This window comes from Pseudomonas sp. 8(2025) (assembly GCF_052665325.1).
This window is the reverse complement of the sequence record NZ_JBQOIE010000001.1, coordinates 349,719-365,423: the sequence shown is the minus strand read 5'-3', so window position 1 is coordinate 365,423 and position 15,705 is coordinate 349,719. Positions and strand designations below refer to the sequence as shown.

The window sequence follows — 15,705 nt, the reverse complement described above, 5'->3', positions numbered from 1 at the left end:
ATGGACGCTTTTAACTACCGCGAGGGGGAGCTGTTCGCGGAAGGCGTAGCCCTGTCCGCCATTGCCGAACGTTTCGGTACGCCCACCTACGTCTATTCCCGTGCGCACATCGAAGCCCAGTACCAGGCCTATGCCCAGGCCCTGTCCGGCATGCCGCACCTGGTCTGCTTCGCGGTAAAAGCCAACTCCAACCTGGGCGTACTGAATGTCCTGGCGCGCCTGGGCGCCGGTTTCGACATCGTCTCCCGGGGCGAGCTGGAGCGGGTCCTGGCTGCGGGCGGGCAAGCCGACAAGATTGTCTTCTCCGGTGTTGGCAAGACCCGTGACGACATGCGTCGTGCCCTGGAAGTCGGCGTCCACTGCTTCAACGTCGAGTCCGCCGAAGAGCTGGAGCGCCTGCAGCTGGTAGCGGCCGAGCTGGGCGTTCGTGCACCGGTCTCGCTGCGGGTCAATCCGGACGTGGATGCCGGCACTCACCCCTATATCTCCACCGGGCTCAAGGAAAACAAGTTCGGCATCGACATTGCCACCGCCGAGGACGTGTACATCCGCGCCGCGCAGCTGCCGAACCTGGAAATCGTCGGTGTCGACTGCCATATCGGCTCGCAACTGACCACCCTGGAACCCTTCATCGACGCCCTCGACCGCCTGCTGGACCTGGTGGACCGCCTCGGTGAATGCGGCATCTACCTGCGCCACATCGATCTGGGTGGCGGCCTGGGCGTGCGCTATCGCGACGAAGAGCCACCGCTGGCCGCCGACTACGTCAAGGCCGTGCGCGAGCGCCTGGACGGTCGCGACCTGGCCCTGGTATTCGAACCGGGCCGCTTCATCGTGGCCAACGCCGGCGTCCTGCTGACCCGGGTCGAATACCTCAAGCACACCGAACACAAGGATTTCGCCATCGTCGACGGCGCCATGAACGACCTGATCCGCCCGGCGCTGTACCAGGCCTGGATGGATGTCAGCGCCGTGCGCCCGCGAGATACCGAACCCCGTACCTACGACATCGTCGGCCCGATCTGTGAAACTGGCGACTTCCTCGCCAAGGAACGCACCCTGGCCCTGGCCGAGGGTGACCTGCTGGCGGTGCATTCCGCTGGTGCCTATGGTTTCGTCATGAGCTCGAACTACAACACCCGCGGCCGTGCCGCAGAAGTACTGGTCGATGGTGACCAGGCTGTTGAAGTACGTCGCCGCGAGACGGTAGCCGAGTTATTCGCTGGCGAAAGCCTGCTGCCGGAGTAAGACCATGCTGCTGCGTTTTACCAAGATGCACGGCCTGGGCAATGACTTCATGGTTCTCGACCTGGTCAGCCAGCACGCGCATATTCTGCCCAAGCACGCCAAACAATGGGGTGATCGCAATACCGGGATCGGCTTCGATCAGTTGCTGATCGTCGAGGCCCCGAGCAACCCGGATGTGGATTTCCGCTACCGGATCTTCAACTCCGACGGCTCCGAAGTGGAACAGTGCGGCAATGGTGCACGCTGCTTTGCCCGCTTCGTGCTGGACAAGCGCCTGACCACCAAGCGCCAGATCCGCGTCGAGACCAAGAGCGGCGTGATCGAGCTGGATATCCGCAACGACGGCCAGATCAGCGTCAACATGGGCGCGCCGCGCCTGGTACCGGCGGACATTCCGTTCCAGGCGCCGGCCCAGGCCGACAGCTATACCCTGGACGTCGATGGCCGCCAGGTGCAGTTGGCCGCGGTGTCCATGGGCAACCCCCACGCCGTGTTGCGGGTGGATGACATCAACAGCGCGCCGGTGCACGAGCTGGGGCCGAAGATCGAACACCACCCGCGCTTCCCGGCGCGGGTCAACGTCGGTTTTCTCCAGGTCCTGGACCGCCAGCGCGCGCAACTGCGGGTCTGGGAACGCGGCGCCGGGGAAACCCAGGCCTGCGGCACCGGCGCCTGCGCTGCTGCTGTGGCCGCGATCAGCCAGGGGTGGATGGATTCGCCCCTATTGATCGACCTGCCGGGCGGGCGCCTGTCCATTGAATGGGCAGGCCCTGGCCAACCGGTGATGATGACCGGCCCGGCAGTGCGCGTATACGAAGGACAGGTGCGTCTTTAAGTGAGCGAAATCCATGACTGATCAGCCGCAGGTTCCTGCCGAAACGCCCGACCAATCACCGTCCGAAAACCTGGAGGCGGCAGCCGTCGCCGCCTACCTGGAGGCCCATCCGGACTTCTTCGTCGACCACGATGAACTGCTCCCGGCCTTGCGCATTCCCCATCAGCGCGGCGACACCGTATCGCTGGTGGAGCGGCAGATGAAGATCCTGCGCGAGCGCAACATCGAGATGCGCCATCGCCTGTCGCAGCTGATGGACGTGGCCCGGGACAACGACCGGCTGTTCGACAAGACCCGCCGCCTGATCCTCGCGCTGATGGACGCCACCAGCCTGGAAGAAGTGGTGATGAGCGTCGAAGACAGCCTGCGCCAGGATTTCCAGGTGCCCTTCGTCAGCCTGATCCTGTTCAGCGACAGCGCCATGCCGGTGGGTCGCTGGGTCTCCGCCGCCGAAGCCCAGGGCGCCATCGGCGGCCTGTTGTCCGAAGGCAAGAGCGTCAGCGGCAGCCTGCGCGAACACGAGCTGGATTTCCTTTTCGGCGAAGAGCAGCGCAAGCAGATCGGTTCTACCGCTGTGGTGGCCCTGGCGCATCAGGGCATGCATGGCGTACTGGCGATCGCCAGCCGTGATCCGCAGCACTACAAGAGCTCGGTGGGCACCCTGTTCCTCAACTACATCGCCGAAGTCACCGGCCGCGTTCTGCCGCGCTTCACCCATTCGCTGCGCTCGGTACGCTGACCATGCAACAACAGCTGGACGCCTACTGCGCGCATCTGCGCAGTGAGCGCCAGGTGTCGCCCCACACCCTGCAAGCCTACCGGCGCGACCTCGAGAAGGTGCTGGGGTTCTGCGAGAAAATGCAGGTGCGCAGCTGGACCGACCTGGACATCCAGGGCCTGCGCAGCCTGATTGCCCGCCTGCACCAGCAGGGCCAGTCGTCCCGCAGCCTGGCGCGCCTGCTGTCAGCGGTACGCGGGCTCTACCACTACCTGAACCGCGAAGGCTTGTGCACTCACGACCCGGCCAACGGCCTGGCGCCGCCCAAGGGCGAACGACGCCTGCCCAAGACCCTGGACACCGACCGCACCCTGCAGTTGCTCGATGGCGCCGTGGAAGACGACTTCCTGGCCCACCGCGACCAGGCGATTCTCGAACTTTTCTACTCCTGCGGCCTGCGCCTTTCCGAACTGACCAGCCTCAACCTCGATCAGCTGGACCTGGCGGACGGCCTGGTGCAGGTCCATGGCAAGGGCAGCAAGACCCGGGTCCTGCCGGTGGGCAAGAAGGCTCGGTCAGCCCTGGAGCAATGGCTCCCCCTGCGCGCCCTGAGCAACCCGCCTGATGGTGCCCTGTTCGTCAGCCAGAAGGGCCGGCGCCTGGGGCCGCGGGCCATCCAACTGCGGGTCAAGGCCGCCGGCGAGCGCGAACTGGGGCAGAACCTGCACCCGCACATGCTGCGCCATTCCTTTGCCAGCCATTTGCTGGAATCCTCCCAGGACCTGCGCGCCGTGCAGGAGCTGCTGGGGCATTCGGACATCAAGACCACGCAGATCTACACCCACCTGGACTTCCAGCACCTGGCGGCGGTCTACGACAGCGCCCACCCACGGGCCAAACGCAACAAAGGCGGTGAGTAATGACCATCAAGCTGATCACCTTCGACCTCGACGACACCCTGTGGGATACCGCACCGGTCATCGTCAGTGCCGAAGCCACCCTGCGCCAGTGGCTGACCGAACACGCACCGAATCTCGGAGGCGTGCCGGTGGAGCATCTGTGGGCCATTCGCGAGCGGGTGCTGCTCGCCCAGCCGAACCTCAAGCACAGAATCAGCGCCCTGCGCCGCCAGGTGCTGTTTCATGCCCTGGAAGAAGCCGGGTATGACCATGCCCAGGCCAACCAGTTGGCCGACCAGAGTTTTGAAGTTTTCCTGCATGCCCGGCATCAGCTGGAGATCTTTCCAGAAGTCCAGCCGACCCTGGAAGCCCTGGCCAATCACTTCGCCCTTGGCGTGGTCACCAACGGCAACGCCGACGTGCGCCGCCTGGGCCTGGCGGACTATTTCAAGTTCGCGCTGTGCGCCGAGGACATCGGCATCGCCAAGCCCGACGCCCGGCTGTTCCACGAAGCCTTGCAGCGTGGCGAAGCGACTGCCGACACCGCCGTGCATATCGGCGACCACCCGGGGGATGACATTGCCGGCGCACAGCAGGCAGGGCTGCGTGCGATCTGGTTCAATCCCAACGGCAAGACCTGGGAAGCCGAACGCGCTCCAGACGCCGAGATCCGCAGCCTGATTGAACTACCCGGGCTGCTTGCCCGCTGGCATCGCGGCGCCTGAACCGGCGCTTTCGCGAGTAAGCTCGCTCCTACAGCAAGCGCCGGCGCTCGGGGCCGTTTCCGAGAAGGGTGCCCATGAAAAAGCCCGCAGCGACGGCGGGCTTTTTCAGCAAGCAAGGTGCAAGGCTCAGATAGGCCGGCTGCCGTACTTGTTATCAGGCTTCTTGGGCGGATCGGCGACCACGTTGGCCTCGACTTCCTGCACTTTGCCGCCACGGGCCAGGAACTCTTCCATGGCACGCGCCAGTGCATCACGCTCCTTGTTCTTGGCTTCTACACTCGGCAGCTCGTCTACCGAGACGGCAGCCTTGGCCTTGCCTTTGGCGGTTGGAGCAGGAACATCACTGCCATCGTCTTCCGCCACATCGTCGGCGGCCGCTTCAAGACCTTCTTCGGTTTCGTCTTCGTCACCTACTTCGAGGTCGTCGTTTTCCAGATCATCGTCGCTCATGTTCTACCTCATGACTTGCGAAAAGCAGATTAGTTATAGCCCAGCTGTGCCGACTGTCGAAGGCCGCTGGAAAAAAATCAACGTCCACTGATACTCAGCGGCTTATGCCTTATCACCGTGCAAGGTGGCAAGGACTTTGCGAGCACCGCCATGATCGCGATGCTCGCCCAGATAAACGCCTTGCCAGATGCCCAACGCCAGACGCCCCGCCGCTACCGGCAAAGTCAGCTGACAGCCTAGCAAACTGGCCTTGAAGTGCGCCGGCAGGTCATCCGCGCCTTCGTCGTTATGTTCGTACCCGGCCATGCCTTGAGGCACCAGGGTGTTGAAGTAACGCTCGAAGTCACGCCGTACCGCCGGATCGGCGTTCTCGTTGATGGTCAACGAGGCCGAGGTATGTTGCAGCCACAGATGCAACAGGCCAACCCGACATGCCTTCAACTCAGGCAGGCCGGCGAGCAACTCGTCCGTCACCAGATGAAAGCCCCGGGGCCTGGCCCGCAGGGTAATCAGGGTCTGTTGCCACATACCGATCTCCACGCTTCGGCGCGCATTCTAGCGCGCTCAGGGAAAAAACAAAGCGCCGAATAATCCTGCTTTAGTGTAAGCATTTGCCCTGCCGGAAATCGTCACGGCAAACACGCCAATGCTTGTCAGAAAATCCTTTCAGCCTTTCTCAATGACAAACATCAGGCAAAAAAATGCCCGGCCGGAGCCGGGCTTTTTTTTCTTGCGCGATTACAGGTTGTAACCACGCTCGTTGTGCTGTGCCAGATCGAGGCCGACCGCCTCTTCTTCCTCGCTCACCCGCAGCCCCATGACCGCGTCCAGAACCTTGAGGATGATGAAGGTGACGATCGCGGTGTAGATCACCGTGAAACCCACGCCCTTGGCCTGGATCCAGACCTGAGCGGCCACATCGGTCACGGTGCCGAAGCCACCCAGGGACGGAGCAGCGAACACACCGGTGAGGATCGCACCGAGAATACCGCCGATGCCGTGCACGCCAAAGGCGTCCAGGGAATCGTCATATCCCAGCTTGCGCTTGAGGCTGGTGGCGCAGAAGAAGCACACCACACCGGCCGCCAGACCGATGATCAGGGCGCCCATCGGGCCAACGGTACCGGCAGCCGGAGTGATTGCCACCAGGCCTGCGACCACACCCGAAGCGATGCCCAGCGCGCTAGGCTTGCCGTGGGTGATCCACTCGGCAAACATCCAGCCCAGGGCGGCGGCAGCCGTCGCGATCTGCGTTACCAGCATGGCCATGCCGGCGGTGCCGTTGGCGGCAGCGGCGGAACCGGCGTTGAAGCCGAACCAGCCGATCCACAGCATGGCTGCGCCCATCAGGGTGTAACCCAGGTTGTGTGGCGCCATCGGCGTGGTTGGGAAACCCTTGCGCTTGCCCAGCACCAGGCAGGCCACCAGGCCCGCGATACCGGCGTTGATGTGCACTACGGTGCCGCCGGCAAAGTCCAGCACGCCCCAGTCGCCCAGCAGCGAGCCCGGACCGCTCCAGACCATATGGGCGATCGGCGCATACACCAGGGTGAACCACACGCCCATGAAGATCAGCATGGCGGAGAATTTCATCCGCTCGGCGAAGGCACCGACGATCAGCGCTGGAGTGATGATGGCGAAGGTCATCTGGAAGGTGACGAACACCGCTTCAGGGAACAGCGCAGCCGGGCCGGTCAGGCTGGCCGGGGTGATGCCCGCCAGGAAGGCCTTGGAGAAGCCGCCCACAAAGGAATTGAGGTTGACCACGCCGGCTTCCATCCCGGTGGTGTCGAACGCCATGCTGTAGCCGTAGATGAACCACAGGACAGTGATCAGGCCGGTAATGGCGAAGCACTGCATCATTACCGAAAGAATGTTTTTCGACCGCACCATGCCGCCGTAGAACAGCGCCAGGCCAGGAATGGTCATGAACAGCACCAGGGCTGTGGAGGTCAGCATCCAGGCGGTATCGCCGGAGTTGAGGACTGGAGCCGCCGCTTCGTCTGCCGCCATGGCCAGGCCTGGCATTACGAGGGACAAAAGGGCTCCTAGCCCTGCGAATTTACGCAGAGTCATATTGTTTTCTCCTGGGGCGTTGGGTTTGGCGGCTTAGATTGCGTCGGTATCGGTTTCGCCGGTACGGATGCGAATAGCCTGTTCCAGATTGACCACGAAGATCTTGCCGTCACCGATCTTGCCGGTGTTGGCGGCCTTGGTTATCGCCTCGATAACCCGGTCAAGATCCTTGTCGTCAATGGCGACATCGATCTTCACCTTGGGCAGGAAATCCACCACGTACTCCGCACCGCGATACAGCTCGGTGTGACCCTTCTGCCGGCCGAAGCCTTTGACTTCAGTGACGGTAATGCCCTGCACGCCGATCTCGGACAGCGACTCGCGCACGTCGTCCAACTTGAACGGCTTGATGATGGCAGTGACTAGCTTCATGAAACTCTCTCCCGAATTGGTGGACTTGCCCCAGGAAAACAAACCCGACTCAAGTCTAAGCGCAGTGCCTGGCTTTGTAACGCACCGTCGGCCTTCCTCAGCCCGACCGACGCCAGCTAACCGCTGTCTGACGAAACACTCCCCGCTCCGCCTGCCGCACTGCATTCGTCACAGCGACTGCATCAGTGCATGGGTCACCAGGGTCTAAGCAGAAAGCTTGCCAGCTCGGGAAAAATCAGTGATTTCAGTCCCTTGCCCCGAGCCGGCAGGGAATGCGGGAAAACGGCACCCGGGATACGCACAAAAACGGTGCGCTGGCGCCCGGCCAGATGCGCGAAAAACGTGCAACCCGGGGCCACCTGGAGCGTCGTTGCTGCGTGATACACTGCGGGCCGACTGCAATTCAGGACTCTCCCATGCTCGCGCCCAAAGACCTTCTCGACGCCCTGAGCGGCCACGCCTCGCGGTTGCTCAGCGGTGAAACACCCCTGCCCCGCAATGAAATCGAAAGCCAGCTCAAGGCCCTGCTACAAAGCGGCTTCAGCAAGCTGGACCTGGTCAGCCGGGAAGAATTCGACAGCCAGATGGTGGTCCTGGCCCGCACTCGCGCGCGCCTGGAAAGCCTCGAAGCCAAGGTGGCGGAGCTGGAAGCCCGGCTGAACCCGGCAGCGCAATGATCTGAATCCGAGTTCGCCGGCAGGCCGGCTCCTACAGACCTGTCCTGTAGGAACTGGCTTGCCGGCGAAGGCTCGCGCACCGACGACATATCCTGTGCCCATTCGGGCGCTCCTCTGGCCAGCCCCCTCATCTATCCTTGCAGCACCGCAGGACGCGATTCCCGCTGTCGCAAGGAAGCTCTCCCCATGTCCCTGGCAATCATCCACAGCCGTGCCCAGGTCGGCGTCCAGGCTCCGGCTGTCAGTGTTGAAGTGCACCTGGCCAACGGCTTGCCGAGCCTGACCCTGGTGGGCCTGCCGGAAGCCGCGGTCAAGGAAAGCAAGGACCGGGTGCGCAGTGCAATCCTCAATGCCGGGTTCAACTTTCCGGCCCGGCGCATCACCCTCAACCTGGCGCCGGCGGACCTGCCCAAGGACGGCGGGCGCTTCGATCTGGCCATCGCCCTGGGCATCCTTGCCGCCAGCGTGCAGGTGCCGGCCCTGGCCCTGGACAACATCGAATGCCTGGGGGAGCTGGCGCTCTCCGGCGCGGTGCGCCCGGTACGCGGCGTACTGCCCGCCGCACTGGCGGCACGCGACGCCGGGCATACCCTGCTGGTGCCCCGGGCCAATGCCGAAGAAGCCTGCCTGGCCAGCGGCCTAAAGGTGATCGCGGTGGATCATCTGCTGGAGGCCGTTGCCCATTTCAACGGCCACGCGCCGATTGCGCCCTATGTCAGCGACGGCCTGGTGCAGAGCCACTTCCCCTACCCCGATCTCAGCGAAGTGCAAGGCCAGCTCGCCGCCAAGCGCGCCCTGCTGATCGCCGCGGCGGGCGCCCACAACCTGTTGTTCAGCGGCCCGCCAGGCACCGGCAAGACCCTGTTGGCCAGCCGCTTGCCCGGCCTGCTGCCACCGCTGCAGGAAGATGAAGCCCTGGAAGTCGCGGCGATCCAGTCGGTGGCCAGCCACAAGCCCCTGCGCTACTGGCCACAGCGGCCGTTTCGCCAGCCCCACCATTCGGCTTCGGGTGCGGCACTGGTCGGAGGCGGCTCGAAACCCCAGCCCGGGGAAATCACCCTGGCCCATCACGGCGTGCTGTTTCTCGATGAACTGCCGGAGTTCGACCGCAAGGTCCTGGAAGTGCTGCGCGAGCCCATGGAGTCCGGGCAGATCGTCATTGCCCGAGCCCGGGACCGGGTGCAGTTCCCGGCACGCTTCCAATTGGTGGCGGCGATGAACCCCTGCCCCTGTGGATATCTTGGCGAGCCCAGCGGACGCTGCCGTTGCACACCGGAGCAGATCCAGCGCTATCGCAACAAGTTATCCGGGCCGCTGCTGGATCGCATCGACCTGCACCTGACCGTGGCCCGCGAAGCCACCGCCCTCAACCCGGAGCCGCAACCGGGCAATGACAGCGCCGCAGCCGCCACCAGGGTAGCCGGGGCTCGCGAGCTGCAACGCGAGCGCCAGGGCAGCGCCAACGCCTTTCTCGACCTGCCCGGCCTGCGTCGCCACTGCAAATTATCCACAACCGACGAGCGCTGGCTGGAAGCGGCCTGCGAACGCCTGGGCCTGTCGTTGCGGGCCGCTCACCGTTTGCTCAAGGTGGCGCGTACCCTGGCGGACCTGGAACAGGCCGCGCGAATCAGCCGCGAGCACCTGGCCGAAGCCCTGCATTACCGGCCCAGCGCCGATTGAAGGTTCATTCCCGGGACAGGTCTACCAAGGGTGTTGGCCGCACTTCGGTCTGACGCCCATCCTGGATCTGGCTGACACGGCTCAGGGCTTTATCCACCGCGACTTTATCGGCCAACAGGCTGTAGCGAATCTGGAATTGCCGCTGCTCCTTGGCGCCAATGCTCGGCACTAGGTTCAACGGGCGCTGGTAACGGCGGTTGTAGGAAAAGCTGGTGCCCGGTTCCAAACCCGTCACATAACCCTGGCCCTGGGTGTCGGTGTTTTTCCACAGGGAAAACACCGGCAGTTGTCGAGTGTTGAAGCCCAGGGAAACACCCAGGCTCCCGGCCTTGTTGTGCAACACCGCCAGGGTCTCGCCCTGAGCGTCGGCGTAGGGCACGAGGTTGTACACGGTTTCGTCGTAGTCGCGGGTCGGGCCGCGATAGGTCTGCCAGTCCGCCAGGTCGGCCCGGGCCTTGTCATTGAACGGCGAAACCTGCTTCACCGGCGCGGCGAACTTCGCCCCCTGCTCCAGGAACGGCGTGCTGAAGTTACTGTGGTAGAGCGCCTGGTATTCCTTGGGGTAGTCGCCGTTGTTGGTCAGGGTGTCGTTGAGCGCAAACCGGGTGCTGCCGGGTTCGGTCACCAGTTCGGTGGCGACACTGAAATCCACCTTCTTGAACGCCTGTTCCTTGAGCTCGCCCCGCAGGTGAATGGCATACGGCGGTTGCTCGTCGATGTGCAGAGTGACCTTGCTCGCCGGGATGTTGGCCGCGCGGCCGTGCAGGGTCAGCAGCTCGCCATTGTCCAGGCCCGGGTGCCCGACCCACTCATAGCCACAGCGGGCCACCAGTTCGTTGAAGCCCTCCAGCCAGCCCAGGCCGCCGCGGCCGTTAAGCTCGATGAAGGCCGGGTTGACCACCTCCTTGACCGGCGAATCCCAGCCCAGGCGCACATCGCCCACCGAAGCCTGCAGCACGTTCATGCCCCGGGTCGGCACCACCGAGAGCTGCATCACGCCGTTGTCGATGTCGACGATGCTCACCCCCTCCTGGCGTCCGCCATGCAGGGTGCGCAGGGTCACGGAAAACGGCCGCTCGGTCTTGACCCCCAACTGTTCACTGGTCAGGTGCAGGTTGCGGGGAGCCTTGTCGGTATCGAGCAATACATAGTCCCAGGCCATGGCGTGGGGGGTGGCGGCCAGCGCGCCAAGGGTGACCAGCAGTTTCAGCGGAGTCATGCAGGAGTGCCTTTTTTGGAGTTGTGCGGTTTTTATAGCCCTGAAGAATCGTTTCAGCAAGGCCAAAAATCCCAATTAGCCGGACAAACTCCACTCCACTGGCCGTTTCCTGTCAGCCCTCGAATCCCAGCAGCAGGCCAGCCACTTCCATGACTTCCTGCAACGCCGCCTGGGCAGCTTCGGGGGAAGCCCGCAGCAACAGGTCATCGGCGTAACCCATGGTCTGGGCGAACAGTTGCCTTGCCGCGCGCTCGGGGCTGGCGCAGCGGAATACCCCCGTGCGGACCCCATCGGCAATGATCGCCGCCAGCATGTCCCGCCACTGGCCGTTGATCCTCAGGTAGGCCTGCGCCAGCTCGGCGTCATGCATGGCTTCGTCCCAGGCATCGAGCCACAGCGCCCAGCCGGCTTCGGCGGAATCGGGCAGGCAGTCACGGAGAAACCCCAGCAAGGCGTCCATGGGCGCGGCACCGCGCAGGGGCTGGCCCACCGCCTCCAGCTGGTCATCGGCAAACCGCACGAAGGCTTCGCGGCGCAGCCCCTTCCAGTCACTGAAGTAGTGATAGACGTGGCTGCGAGACAGCCCCGCATGCTCGGCCAGGTCACGGGTGGAAACCTCGGCGAAACCCTTGCTGCGGAATAATTCCAGGGCCGCCTGGATGATCTGGTCTTTACGGTCGTTACGCGACATGTGCAATCAGGCCTCTTGGCGCCAGGATGGACGGCGCTTGCATTTTGAGCGTTCGCTCAAAGATAATTGAGCAGTCGCTCAATATTAACCGTTATCACTCTTGTGGTGCACTCATGTCCGCCGTCACCCCACTCATCGTCGTGGATCCAACCCAGAAAATCGGCCAGCAGACCGCCAGCCAGACCCTCAAGGCCATTGCCCGGGCCTATCCGGGCAAGCTGTTCGTCACCTTGTCCCTGGTGGCCCTGGAAAACGCCCTGCTGCTGGCCTACCCGCTGTTCGCCGGCTTCGCCGTGGATTCGATCCTGCGGGGCGACGCTGCCCATGCGCTGATCTATGCCCTGGTGGTGCTGGGCTTCTGGGTAGTGGGTGCGGCGCGGCGTGCGGTGGACACCCGTACCTTCACCCGCATCTACGCGGACCTGGCGGTGCCGGTGATTCTCAACCAGCGCCTGCAACAGCAGGACACCTCCACCGCCGCGGCGCGGGTGGTGCTGGCCCGGGAGTTCGTCGACTTCTTCGAAAAGCACGTGCCGACCATCGCCACGGCCCTGGTGTCGATCGTCGGGGCGGCAGTGATGCTGCTGGTGATCGAACCCTGGATCGGCCTCGCCTGCCTCACGGCGCTATTGCTGTGCATGACCCTGCTGCCACGTTTTGCCCGGCGCAACCAGCAACTGCACGAACGCCTGAATAACCGGCTGGAAAAGGAAATCGGCCTGGTGGCCAGGGTCGGCGCGGTCTCGCTGCAGCGTCACTATCGCCTGCTGTCGCGGCTGCGCATCGGGCTCTCGGATCGGGAAGCCGCGGCCTATCTGTTCCTTGGCGCTGTGGCAGCGGTGCTGTTCGTCATTGCCATCAGCCAGTTGGCGCTGTCGCCCGAGATCAAGGCCGGCCATGTGTATGCGGTGATGACCTACCTGTGGACCTTTGTCAGCAGCGTCGATGAAGCACCGACCATGGTCGATCAGCTGGCGCGCCTGCGGGACATCGGCAAGCGCGTGGACCCGGGGCTCGGTGAACCGACCGAACCCCGGTGAAGCTCAGAACGGCCGGATGCGATAGCCGCCGGCGTTCTGCTCGGCGAACTTGTAGTAGGCCGAGAGGTTGACCTTCTCGCTGATGTGCTGGGCGAACGACACCCCGTCATCGCCCCAGACCCGGCCCACATGGCTGTAGGCAAAGGCCTGGGCCGCCCACTTCTTGTCGCCCTTGGACATGTTGTTCATGGCCACGTAGCCGGACGACTGGCCGGACATGCCACTGACCTTGCCGCTGACATCGTTCTGGCCATTGGTCACCGGCGAGATGAACACCTTGGCGCTGGAAGTCCGGGCCTCGGCGTACTGCGAGAGCTTCTGGTTTTCCGAGTGGTTGAGCACCAGCAGGACCTTGCCCTGAAGCTGGCTGGCGGTGGGCCAGGACTTGCCCTTGAGGTTGCCCTGCAAGGCGCCCGCGCTGCTGCCGATGTGCGTGGCCAGGTCCTGGGGGGTATAGAGCTTGCCCTGGAAGACCCGGGTCACCAGCTCATCGAAATCCTTGGGCGTGCGCCCCGAGCTTTCCTTCGACCAGCCCTGCTTCTTGTCGAGGATCACCGTGATGGGAAAGTGCCCGGGGTGGTTGTCGCTCCAGTTCTTGACGTCGTTGAGGCAGGCTTCGAGATCGTTCTTGCCGGTGCCATCGCCCGTGCAATTGTTGTCGTTGCCGGACTGGAACAGGGTGCCGGGGTTGTGCCGCACGAACCAGTGCCGGGGCGAGCCGCCGGTCACCGCATCGCGCTGGTCCCAGAAGTCCAGTTCCAGGGTGCGCACACTGTCGAGCACGCTGCTGAAGGTGCTTGCGTATTGCTTCTCGTAGCAGTTGTGACAGGCCACCTGGGCGATGCCGTTGAACGGGGTATTCCAGGTAGCCGGGGCGATGAACGCCGGGCTTTCCTGGCTGAACGCCGCCGGGCTGAGCAAGAGTGCCGACAGCGCCAGGGCGCGGGGGACGAAACGGGAAAGATGAGTCATGCCAGCTCCTGCTGAAAGGGAGGTCCTTGGGGCAAACCACTGCTCATCTGTTTTAGTCGAATCAGGCCTCATTGCAACTTTCGCCCCCCAACCCGGATTGAGGGGCGAGGCGGCAGCCGTCAGCGGAAGCGATCGACTTCCTGGCGCAGGTCCGCGGCCAGGGTTTCCAGCTCACGAGCAGTGACCGCCAGGTTGGACACCACTTCACGCTGCTCGCTGTTGGCCTGGGCAATGCTCTGCAGATTGCTGCTGAGTACCGTGGCGGTGCTGCTCTGCTCCTGGGTCGCGGTGGTGATGGCGGCAAACTGCTCGCCGGCGCTGCGGCTCTGCTCGTCGATCAGGGCCAGGGCCGAGGCCACGTCGGCGTTGCGCGACAGGCCTTCCTGCATCAGGCGGTTGCCCTGCTCCATGGTCTGGATGGCGTGGCCGGTTTCCTGCTGGATGCTGGTGATCATCTGGGAAATTTCATCCGTGGCTTCACGGGTACGCGAGGCCAGGTTGCGTACCTCATCCGCCACCACGGCAAAACCGCGGCCCTGCTCACCGGCCCGGGCGGCCTCGATAGCGGCATTCAGGGCCAGCAGGTTGGTCTGGTCGGCAATCGCGGTGATCACTCCGACAATTCCGCCGATCTCCTGGGAGCGCTGGCCCAGGGTGTTGATCACCGTGGCCGTGCTGTTGAGGGCTCCGGCGATCTGTTCCAGGGAAGACGAGGCCTCTTGCATGGAGGTGCGGCCAATATGGGTCTGCTGGGCGTTTTCCTGGGCCAGGCGCTGGGTACTGCCCATGTTGTCGGCGATGTTCAGCGAGGTGGCGCTGAACTCCTCCACCGCCCCGGCCATGCTGGTGATCTCGCCGGACTGCTGCTCCATGCCTTCATATGCACCGCTGGACAAGCCGGACAGCACCTGGGCCCGGCCATTGACCTCGGCGGCAGAGCGGCGGATGTGCTCGACCATGGTCGACAGGGCTTCGCCCATCTGGTTGAAGCTGCGGGCCAACTGGCCGATTTCGTCATGGCTGGCAACGTTCAGCCGTGCGCTCAGGTCACCGCCGCCCAGGGCCTGGGCCTGGCGCACCAGGTCGCTCAGCGGTGCCAGCTTGCTGCGCAGCAGCCAGACCGTAGCGCCCACCGCCAGCAGCATGGCCAGCAGGCTGCCGATCACCAGCCGAATACCAACGCTCCAGGTCACCGCGCGGATCTCTGCCTTGGGCATGCTCGCCACCACCGACCAGGGGCCCCCCTCGAACGGCACTGCCAGGCTGTAGAAGTCTTCGCCCTGATCACTCCAGAAACGCCCCTTGCCCGGCTCCTTGGCCGCTTGCGCCATGACCTGCGCCGCCTGCTCCGGCGCCTGCACGCCGGCCGGTGGCACCAGCCACTTGTTCTGCTCGTCGAGCAGGGCCAGGGAGCCGCTCTGGCCGATGCGGAAGCGCTTGAGGTTGGCGAACTGGGCATTTTGCGCATCGGTGTAATCGAAGCCGACAAACAGCACCGCGATGACCTTGCCGCTGCGGTCCAGCACCGGGGTGTACTGGGTCATGTAGAAGCGTTCGAAGAGCAAGGCCCGGCCCACATAACCCTGGCCCGCCATGAGTTTCTGATAGGCCGGGTGGGCATGGTCGAGCAAGGTGCCGATGGCACGGCTGCCATCCTGCTTGCTCAGGGAGGTACTGACCCGCACGAAGTCATCGCCACTGCGCACGAACAAGGTCGCCACACCGGCGGTCATCTGCTTGAACTGGTCGACTTCGGCGAAGTTGTTGTTCAGCACCACATCCCCCAGGTGCAATCCCGGGGTCTGCACCCCGGCCACGCTCACCGGTTGTTCCGGATGCAGGCTCAGGCCGCTGCTGAAGCGGTTTTCAAACAGGCCGCTGAGGCGCTGGGTGCTCTCGCGCAGGCTGCCGTGGAACGTGTTGAGCTGATCGGCCAGCAGACGGGCTTCACTGGCCAGGTGTTCCTCTCGGGTGTCGAGGTTCGCCGAGTCCAGCGAACGCAAGGCGAACAGGGTGCTGCCGCTGATCACCAGGGCGAGTATCAAGGCAAGGGCGAGCCCTAGCTGAGAGGCTATGCGGGCACGGGGTTGGGACATGATGGCT

The 15,705-nt window shown here is 64.0% G+C and carries 16 protein-coding genes and 1 pseudogene; 8 read left to right on the top strand and 9 right to left on the bottom strand.

Translation table 11 applies throughout. The features are described 5' to 3' along the window. Genes lysA through ACUXVH_RS01715 form a run of 5 tightly spaced genes read left to right on the top strand, consistent with a single transcriptional unit; the run spans position 1 to position 4,425 of the window. A complete protein-coding gene (lysA, locus tag ACUXVH_RS01735; RefSeq protein ID WP_065365040.1) occupies positions 1-1,248 on the top strand; it encodes a diaminopimelate decarboxylase in 1,248 nt (415 codons plus the stop codon). 4 nt (positions 1,249-1,252) lie between these two features. Further along, complete coding sequence (gene dapF / locus ACUXVH_RS01730; RefSeq protein ID WP_011064186.1) at positions 1,253-2,083, top strand: diaminopimelate epimerase; 831 nt, start codon at positions 1,253-1,255, stop codon at positions 2,081-2,083. 13 nt (positions 2,084-2,096) lie between these two features. Continuing rightward, positions 2,097-2,822 carry a DUF484 family protein gene (locus ACUXVH_RS01725; RefSeq protein ID WP_011064187.1) on the top strand — a complete coding sequence of 242 codons (726 nt, stop codon included), beginning with the start codon at positions 2,097-2,099 and terminating at the stop codon, positions 2,820-2,822. Between the two features lie 2 nt (positions 2,823-2,824). Continuing rightward, positions 2,825-3,721: a tyrosine recombinase XerC gene (gene xerC, locus ACUXVH_RS01720; RefSeq protein WP_011064188.1), complete on the top strand. Its 897-nt coding sequence runs from the start codon at positions 2,825-2,827 to the stop codon at positions 3,719-3,721. After that, the gene (locus tag ACUXVH_RS01715) at positions 3,721-4,425 is read left to right on the top strand and encodes an HAD family hydrolase (protein WP_015637455.1); all 705 of its coding nucleotides are present in this window, start codon (positions 3,721-3,723) and stop codon (positions 4,423-4,425) included. The genes xerC and ACUXVH_RS01715 overlap by 1 nt, the downstream gene beginning before the upstream one ends. A 126-nt stretch (positions 4,426-4,551) precedes the next feature. Here the strand turns inward: ACUXVH_RS01715 and sutA are convergent, their stop codons facing one another. The 4 genes from sutA to glnK all read right to left on the bottom strand — a co-directional run bounded on the left by sutA (position 4,552) and on the right by glnK (position 7,323). Continuing rightward, positions 4,552-4,875 (bottom strand): transcriptional regulator SutA, encoded by a 324-nt coding sequence (gene sutA, locus ACUXVH_RS01710; RefSeq protein ID WP_007926654.1) that lies wholly within the window; start codon positions 4,873-4,875, stop codon positions 4,552-4,554. Between the two features lie 102 nt (positions 4,876-4,977). Further along, positions 4,978-5,403, bottom strand: coding sequence for a secondary thiamine-phosphate synthase enzyme YjbQ (locus ACUXVH_RS01705; protein ID WP_011064190.1), 426 nt, complete (start codon positions 5,401-5,403; stop codon positions 4,978-4,980). Between the two features lie 210 nt (positions 5,404-5,613). After that, positions 5,614-6,951 carry an ammonium transporter gene (locus tag ACUXVH_RS01700; RefSeq protein ID WP_011064191.1) on the bottom strand — a complete coding sequence of 446 codons (1,338 nt, stop codon included), beginning with the start codon at positions 6,949-6,951 and terminating at the stop codon, positions 5,614-5,616. A gap of 33 nt (positions 6,952-6,984) precedes the next feature. After that, positions 6,985-7,323 carry a P-II family nitrogen regulator gene (gene glnK / locus ACUXVH_RS01695; RefSeq protein ID WP_002555808.1) on the bottom strand — a complete coding sequence of 113 codons (339 nt, stop codon included), beginning with the start codon at positions 7,321-7,323 and terminating at the stop codon, positions 6,985-6,987. A gap of 416 nt (positions 7,324-7,739) precedes the next feature. Here glnK and ACUXVH_RS01690 point away from each other — a divergent pair, with 416 nt between their 5' ends. Then, positions 7,740-8,000 (top strand): accessory factor UbiK family protein, encoded by a 261-nt coding sequence (locus tag ACUXVH_RS01690; protein WP_011064192.1) that lies wholly within the window; start codon positions 7,740-7,742, stop codon positions 7,998-8,000. Positions 8,001-8,186: 186 nt separating this feature from the next. Beyond that, positions 8,187-9,680 carry a YifB family Mg chelatase-like AAA ATPase gene (locus tag ACUXVH_RS01685; protein WP_065365039.1) on the top strand — a complete coding sequence of 498 codons (1,494 nt, stop codon included), beginning with the start codon at positions 8,187-8,189 and terminating at the stop codon, positions 9,678-9,680. Positions 9,681-9,684: 4 nt separating this feature from the next. On the opposite strand, the gene ACUXVH_RS01680 is transcribed toward ACUXVH_RS01685, so the two are convergent. Both ACUXVH_RS01680 and ACUXVH_RS01675 read right to left on the bottom strand, forming a co-directional pair. Next, the gene (locus tag ACUXVH_RS01680) at positions 9,685-10,899 is read right to left on the bottom strand and encodes an aldose 1-epimerase family protein (RefSeq protein WP_065365038.1); all 1,215 of its coding nucleotides are present in this window, start codon (positions 10,897-10,899) and stop codon (positions 9,685-9,687) included. Between the two features lie 112 nt (positions 10,900-11,011). After that, a complete protein-coding gene (locus tag ACUXVH_RS01675; RefSeq protein ID WP_015637458.1) occupies positions 11,012-11,590 on the bottom strand; it encodes a TetR/AcrR family transcriptional regulator in 579 nt (192 codons plus the stop codon). A gap of 113 nt (positions 11,591-11,703) precedes the next feature. Here ACUXVH_RS01675 and ACUXVH_RS01670 point away from each other — a divergent pair, with 113 nt between their 5' ends. Continuing rightward, positions 11,704-12,630, top strand: coding sequence for an ABC transporter six-transmembrane domain-containing protein (locus ACUXVH_RS01670; RefSeq protein ID WP_170866332.1), 927 nt, complete (start codon positions 11,704-11,706; stop codon positions 12,628-12,630). A gap of 3 nt (positions 12,631-12,633) precedes the next feature. Here the strand turns inward: ACUXVH_RS01670 and ACUXVH_RS01665 are convergent, their stop codons facing one another. From ACUXVH_RS01665 to ACUXVH_RS01655, 3 genes and pseudogenes are all read right to left on the bottom strand, one after another. Then, complete coding sequence (locus ACUXVH_RS01665; protein ID WP_015637460.1) at positions 12,634-13,602, bottom strand: Ca2+-dependent phosphoinositide-specific phospholipase C; 969 nt, start codon at positions 13,600-13,602, stop codon at positions 12,634-12,636. 119 nt (positions 13,603-13,721) lie between these two features. Beyond that, positions 13,722-14,444, bottom strand: coding sequence for a methyl-accepting chemotaxis protein (locus ACUXVH_RS01660; protein ID WP_370505725.1), 723 nt, complete (start codon positions 14,442-14,444; stop codon positions 13,722-13,724). Between the two features lie 132 nt (positions 14,445-14,576). Next, positions 14,577-15,698 (bottom strand): annotated as a pseudogene (locus tag ACUXVH_RS01655) (Cache 3/Cache 2 fusion domain-containing protein); the annotation flags it as partial. Positions 15,699-15,705: the final 7 nt, after the last annotated feature.

Bases quoted from the DNA above. Each gene is read 5' to 3' on its own strand.
- lysA (WP_065365040.1), top strand. From the start codon at position 1: ATGGACGCTTTTAACTACCGCGAGGGGGAGCTGTTCGCGGAAGGCGTA.
- dapF (WP_011064186.1), top strand. From the start codon at position 1,253: ATGCTGCTGCGTTTTACCAAGATGCACGGCCTGGGCAATGACTTCATG.
- ACUXVH_RS01725 (WP_011064187.1), top strand. From the start codon at position 2,097: ATGACTGATCAGCCGCAGGTTCCTGCCGAAACGCCCGACCAATCACCG.
- xerC (WP_011064188.1), top strand. From the start codon at position 2,825: ATGCAACAACAGCTGGACGCCTACTGCGCGCATCTGCGCAGTGAGCGC.
- ACUXVH_RS01715 (WP_015637455.1), top strand. From the start codon at position 3,721: ATGACCATCAAGCTGATCACCTTCGACCTCGACGACACCCTGTGGGAT.
- sutA (WP_007926654.1), bottom strand. From the start codon at position 4,875: ATGAGCGACGATGATCTGGAAAACGACGACCTCGAAGTAGGTGACGAA.
- ACUXVH_RS01705 (WP_011064190.1), bottom strand. From the start codon at position 5,403: ATGTGGCAACAGACCCTGATTACCCTGCGGGCCAGGCCCCGGGGCTTT.
- ACUXVH_RS01700 (WP_011064191.1), bottom strand. From the start codon at position 6,951: ATGACTCTGCGTAAATTCGCAGGGCTAGGAGCCCTTTTGTCCCTCGTA.
- glnK (WP_002555808.1), bottom strand. From the start codon at position 7,323: ATGAAGCTAGTCACTGCCATCATCAAGCCGTTCAAGTTGGACGACGTG.
- ACUXVH_RS01690 (WP_011064192.1), top strand. From the start codon at position 7,740: ATGCTCGCGCCCAAAGACCTTCTCGACGCCCTGAGCGGCCACGCCTCG.
- ACUXVH_RS01685 (WP_065365039.1), top strand. From the start codon at position 8,187: ATGTCCCTGGCAATCATCCACAGCCGTGCCCAGGTCGGCGTCCAGGCT.
- ACUXVH_RS01680 (WP_065365038.1), bottom strand. From the start codon at position 10,899: ATGACTCCGCTGAAACTGCTGGTCACCCTTGGCGCGCTGGCCGCCACC.
- ACUXVH_RS01675 (WP_015637458.1), bottom strand. From the start codon at position 11,590: ATGTCGCGTAACGACCGTAAAGACCAGATCATCCAGGCGGCCCTGGAA.
- ACUXVH_RS01670 (WP_170866332.1), top strand. From the start codon at position 11,704: ATGTCCGCCGTCACCCCACTCATCGTCGTGGATCCAACCCAGAAAATC.
- ACUXVH_RS01665 (WP_015637460.1), bottom strand. From the start codon at position 13,602: ATGACTCATCTTTCCCGTTTCGTCCCCCGCGCCCTGGCGCTGTCGGCA.
- ACUXVH_RS01660 (WP_370505725.1), bottom strand. From the start codon at position 14,444: ATGGCCGGGGCGGTGGAGGAGTTCAGCGCCACCTCGCTGAACATCGCC.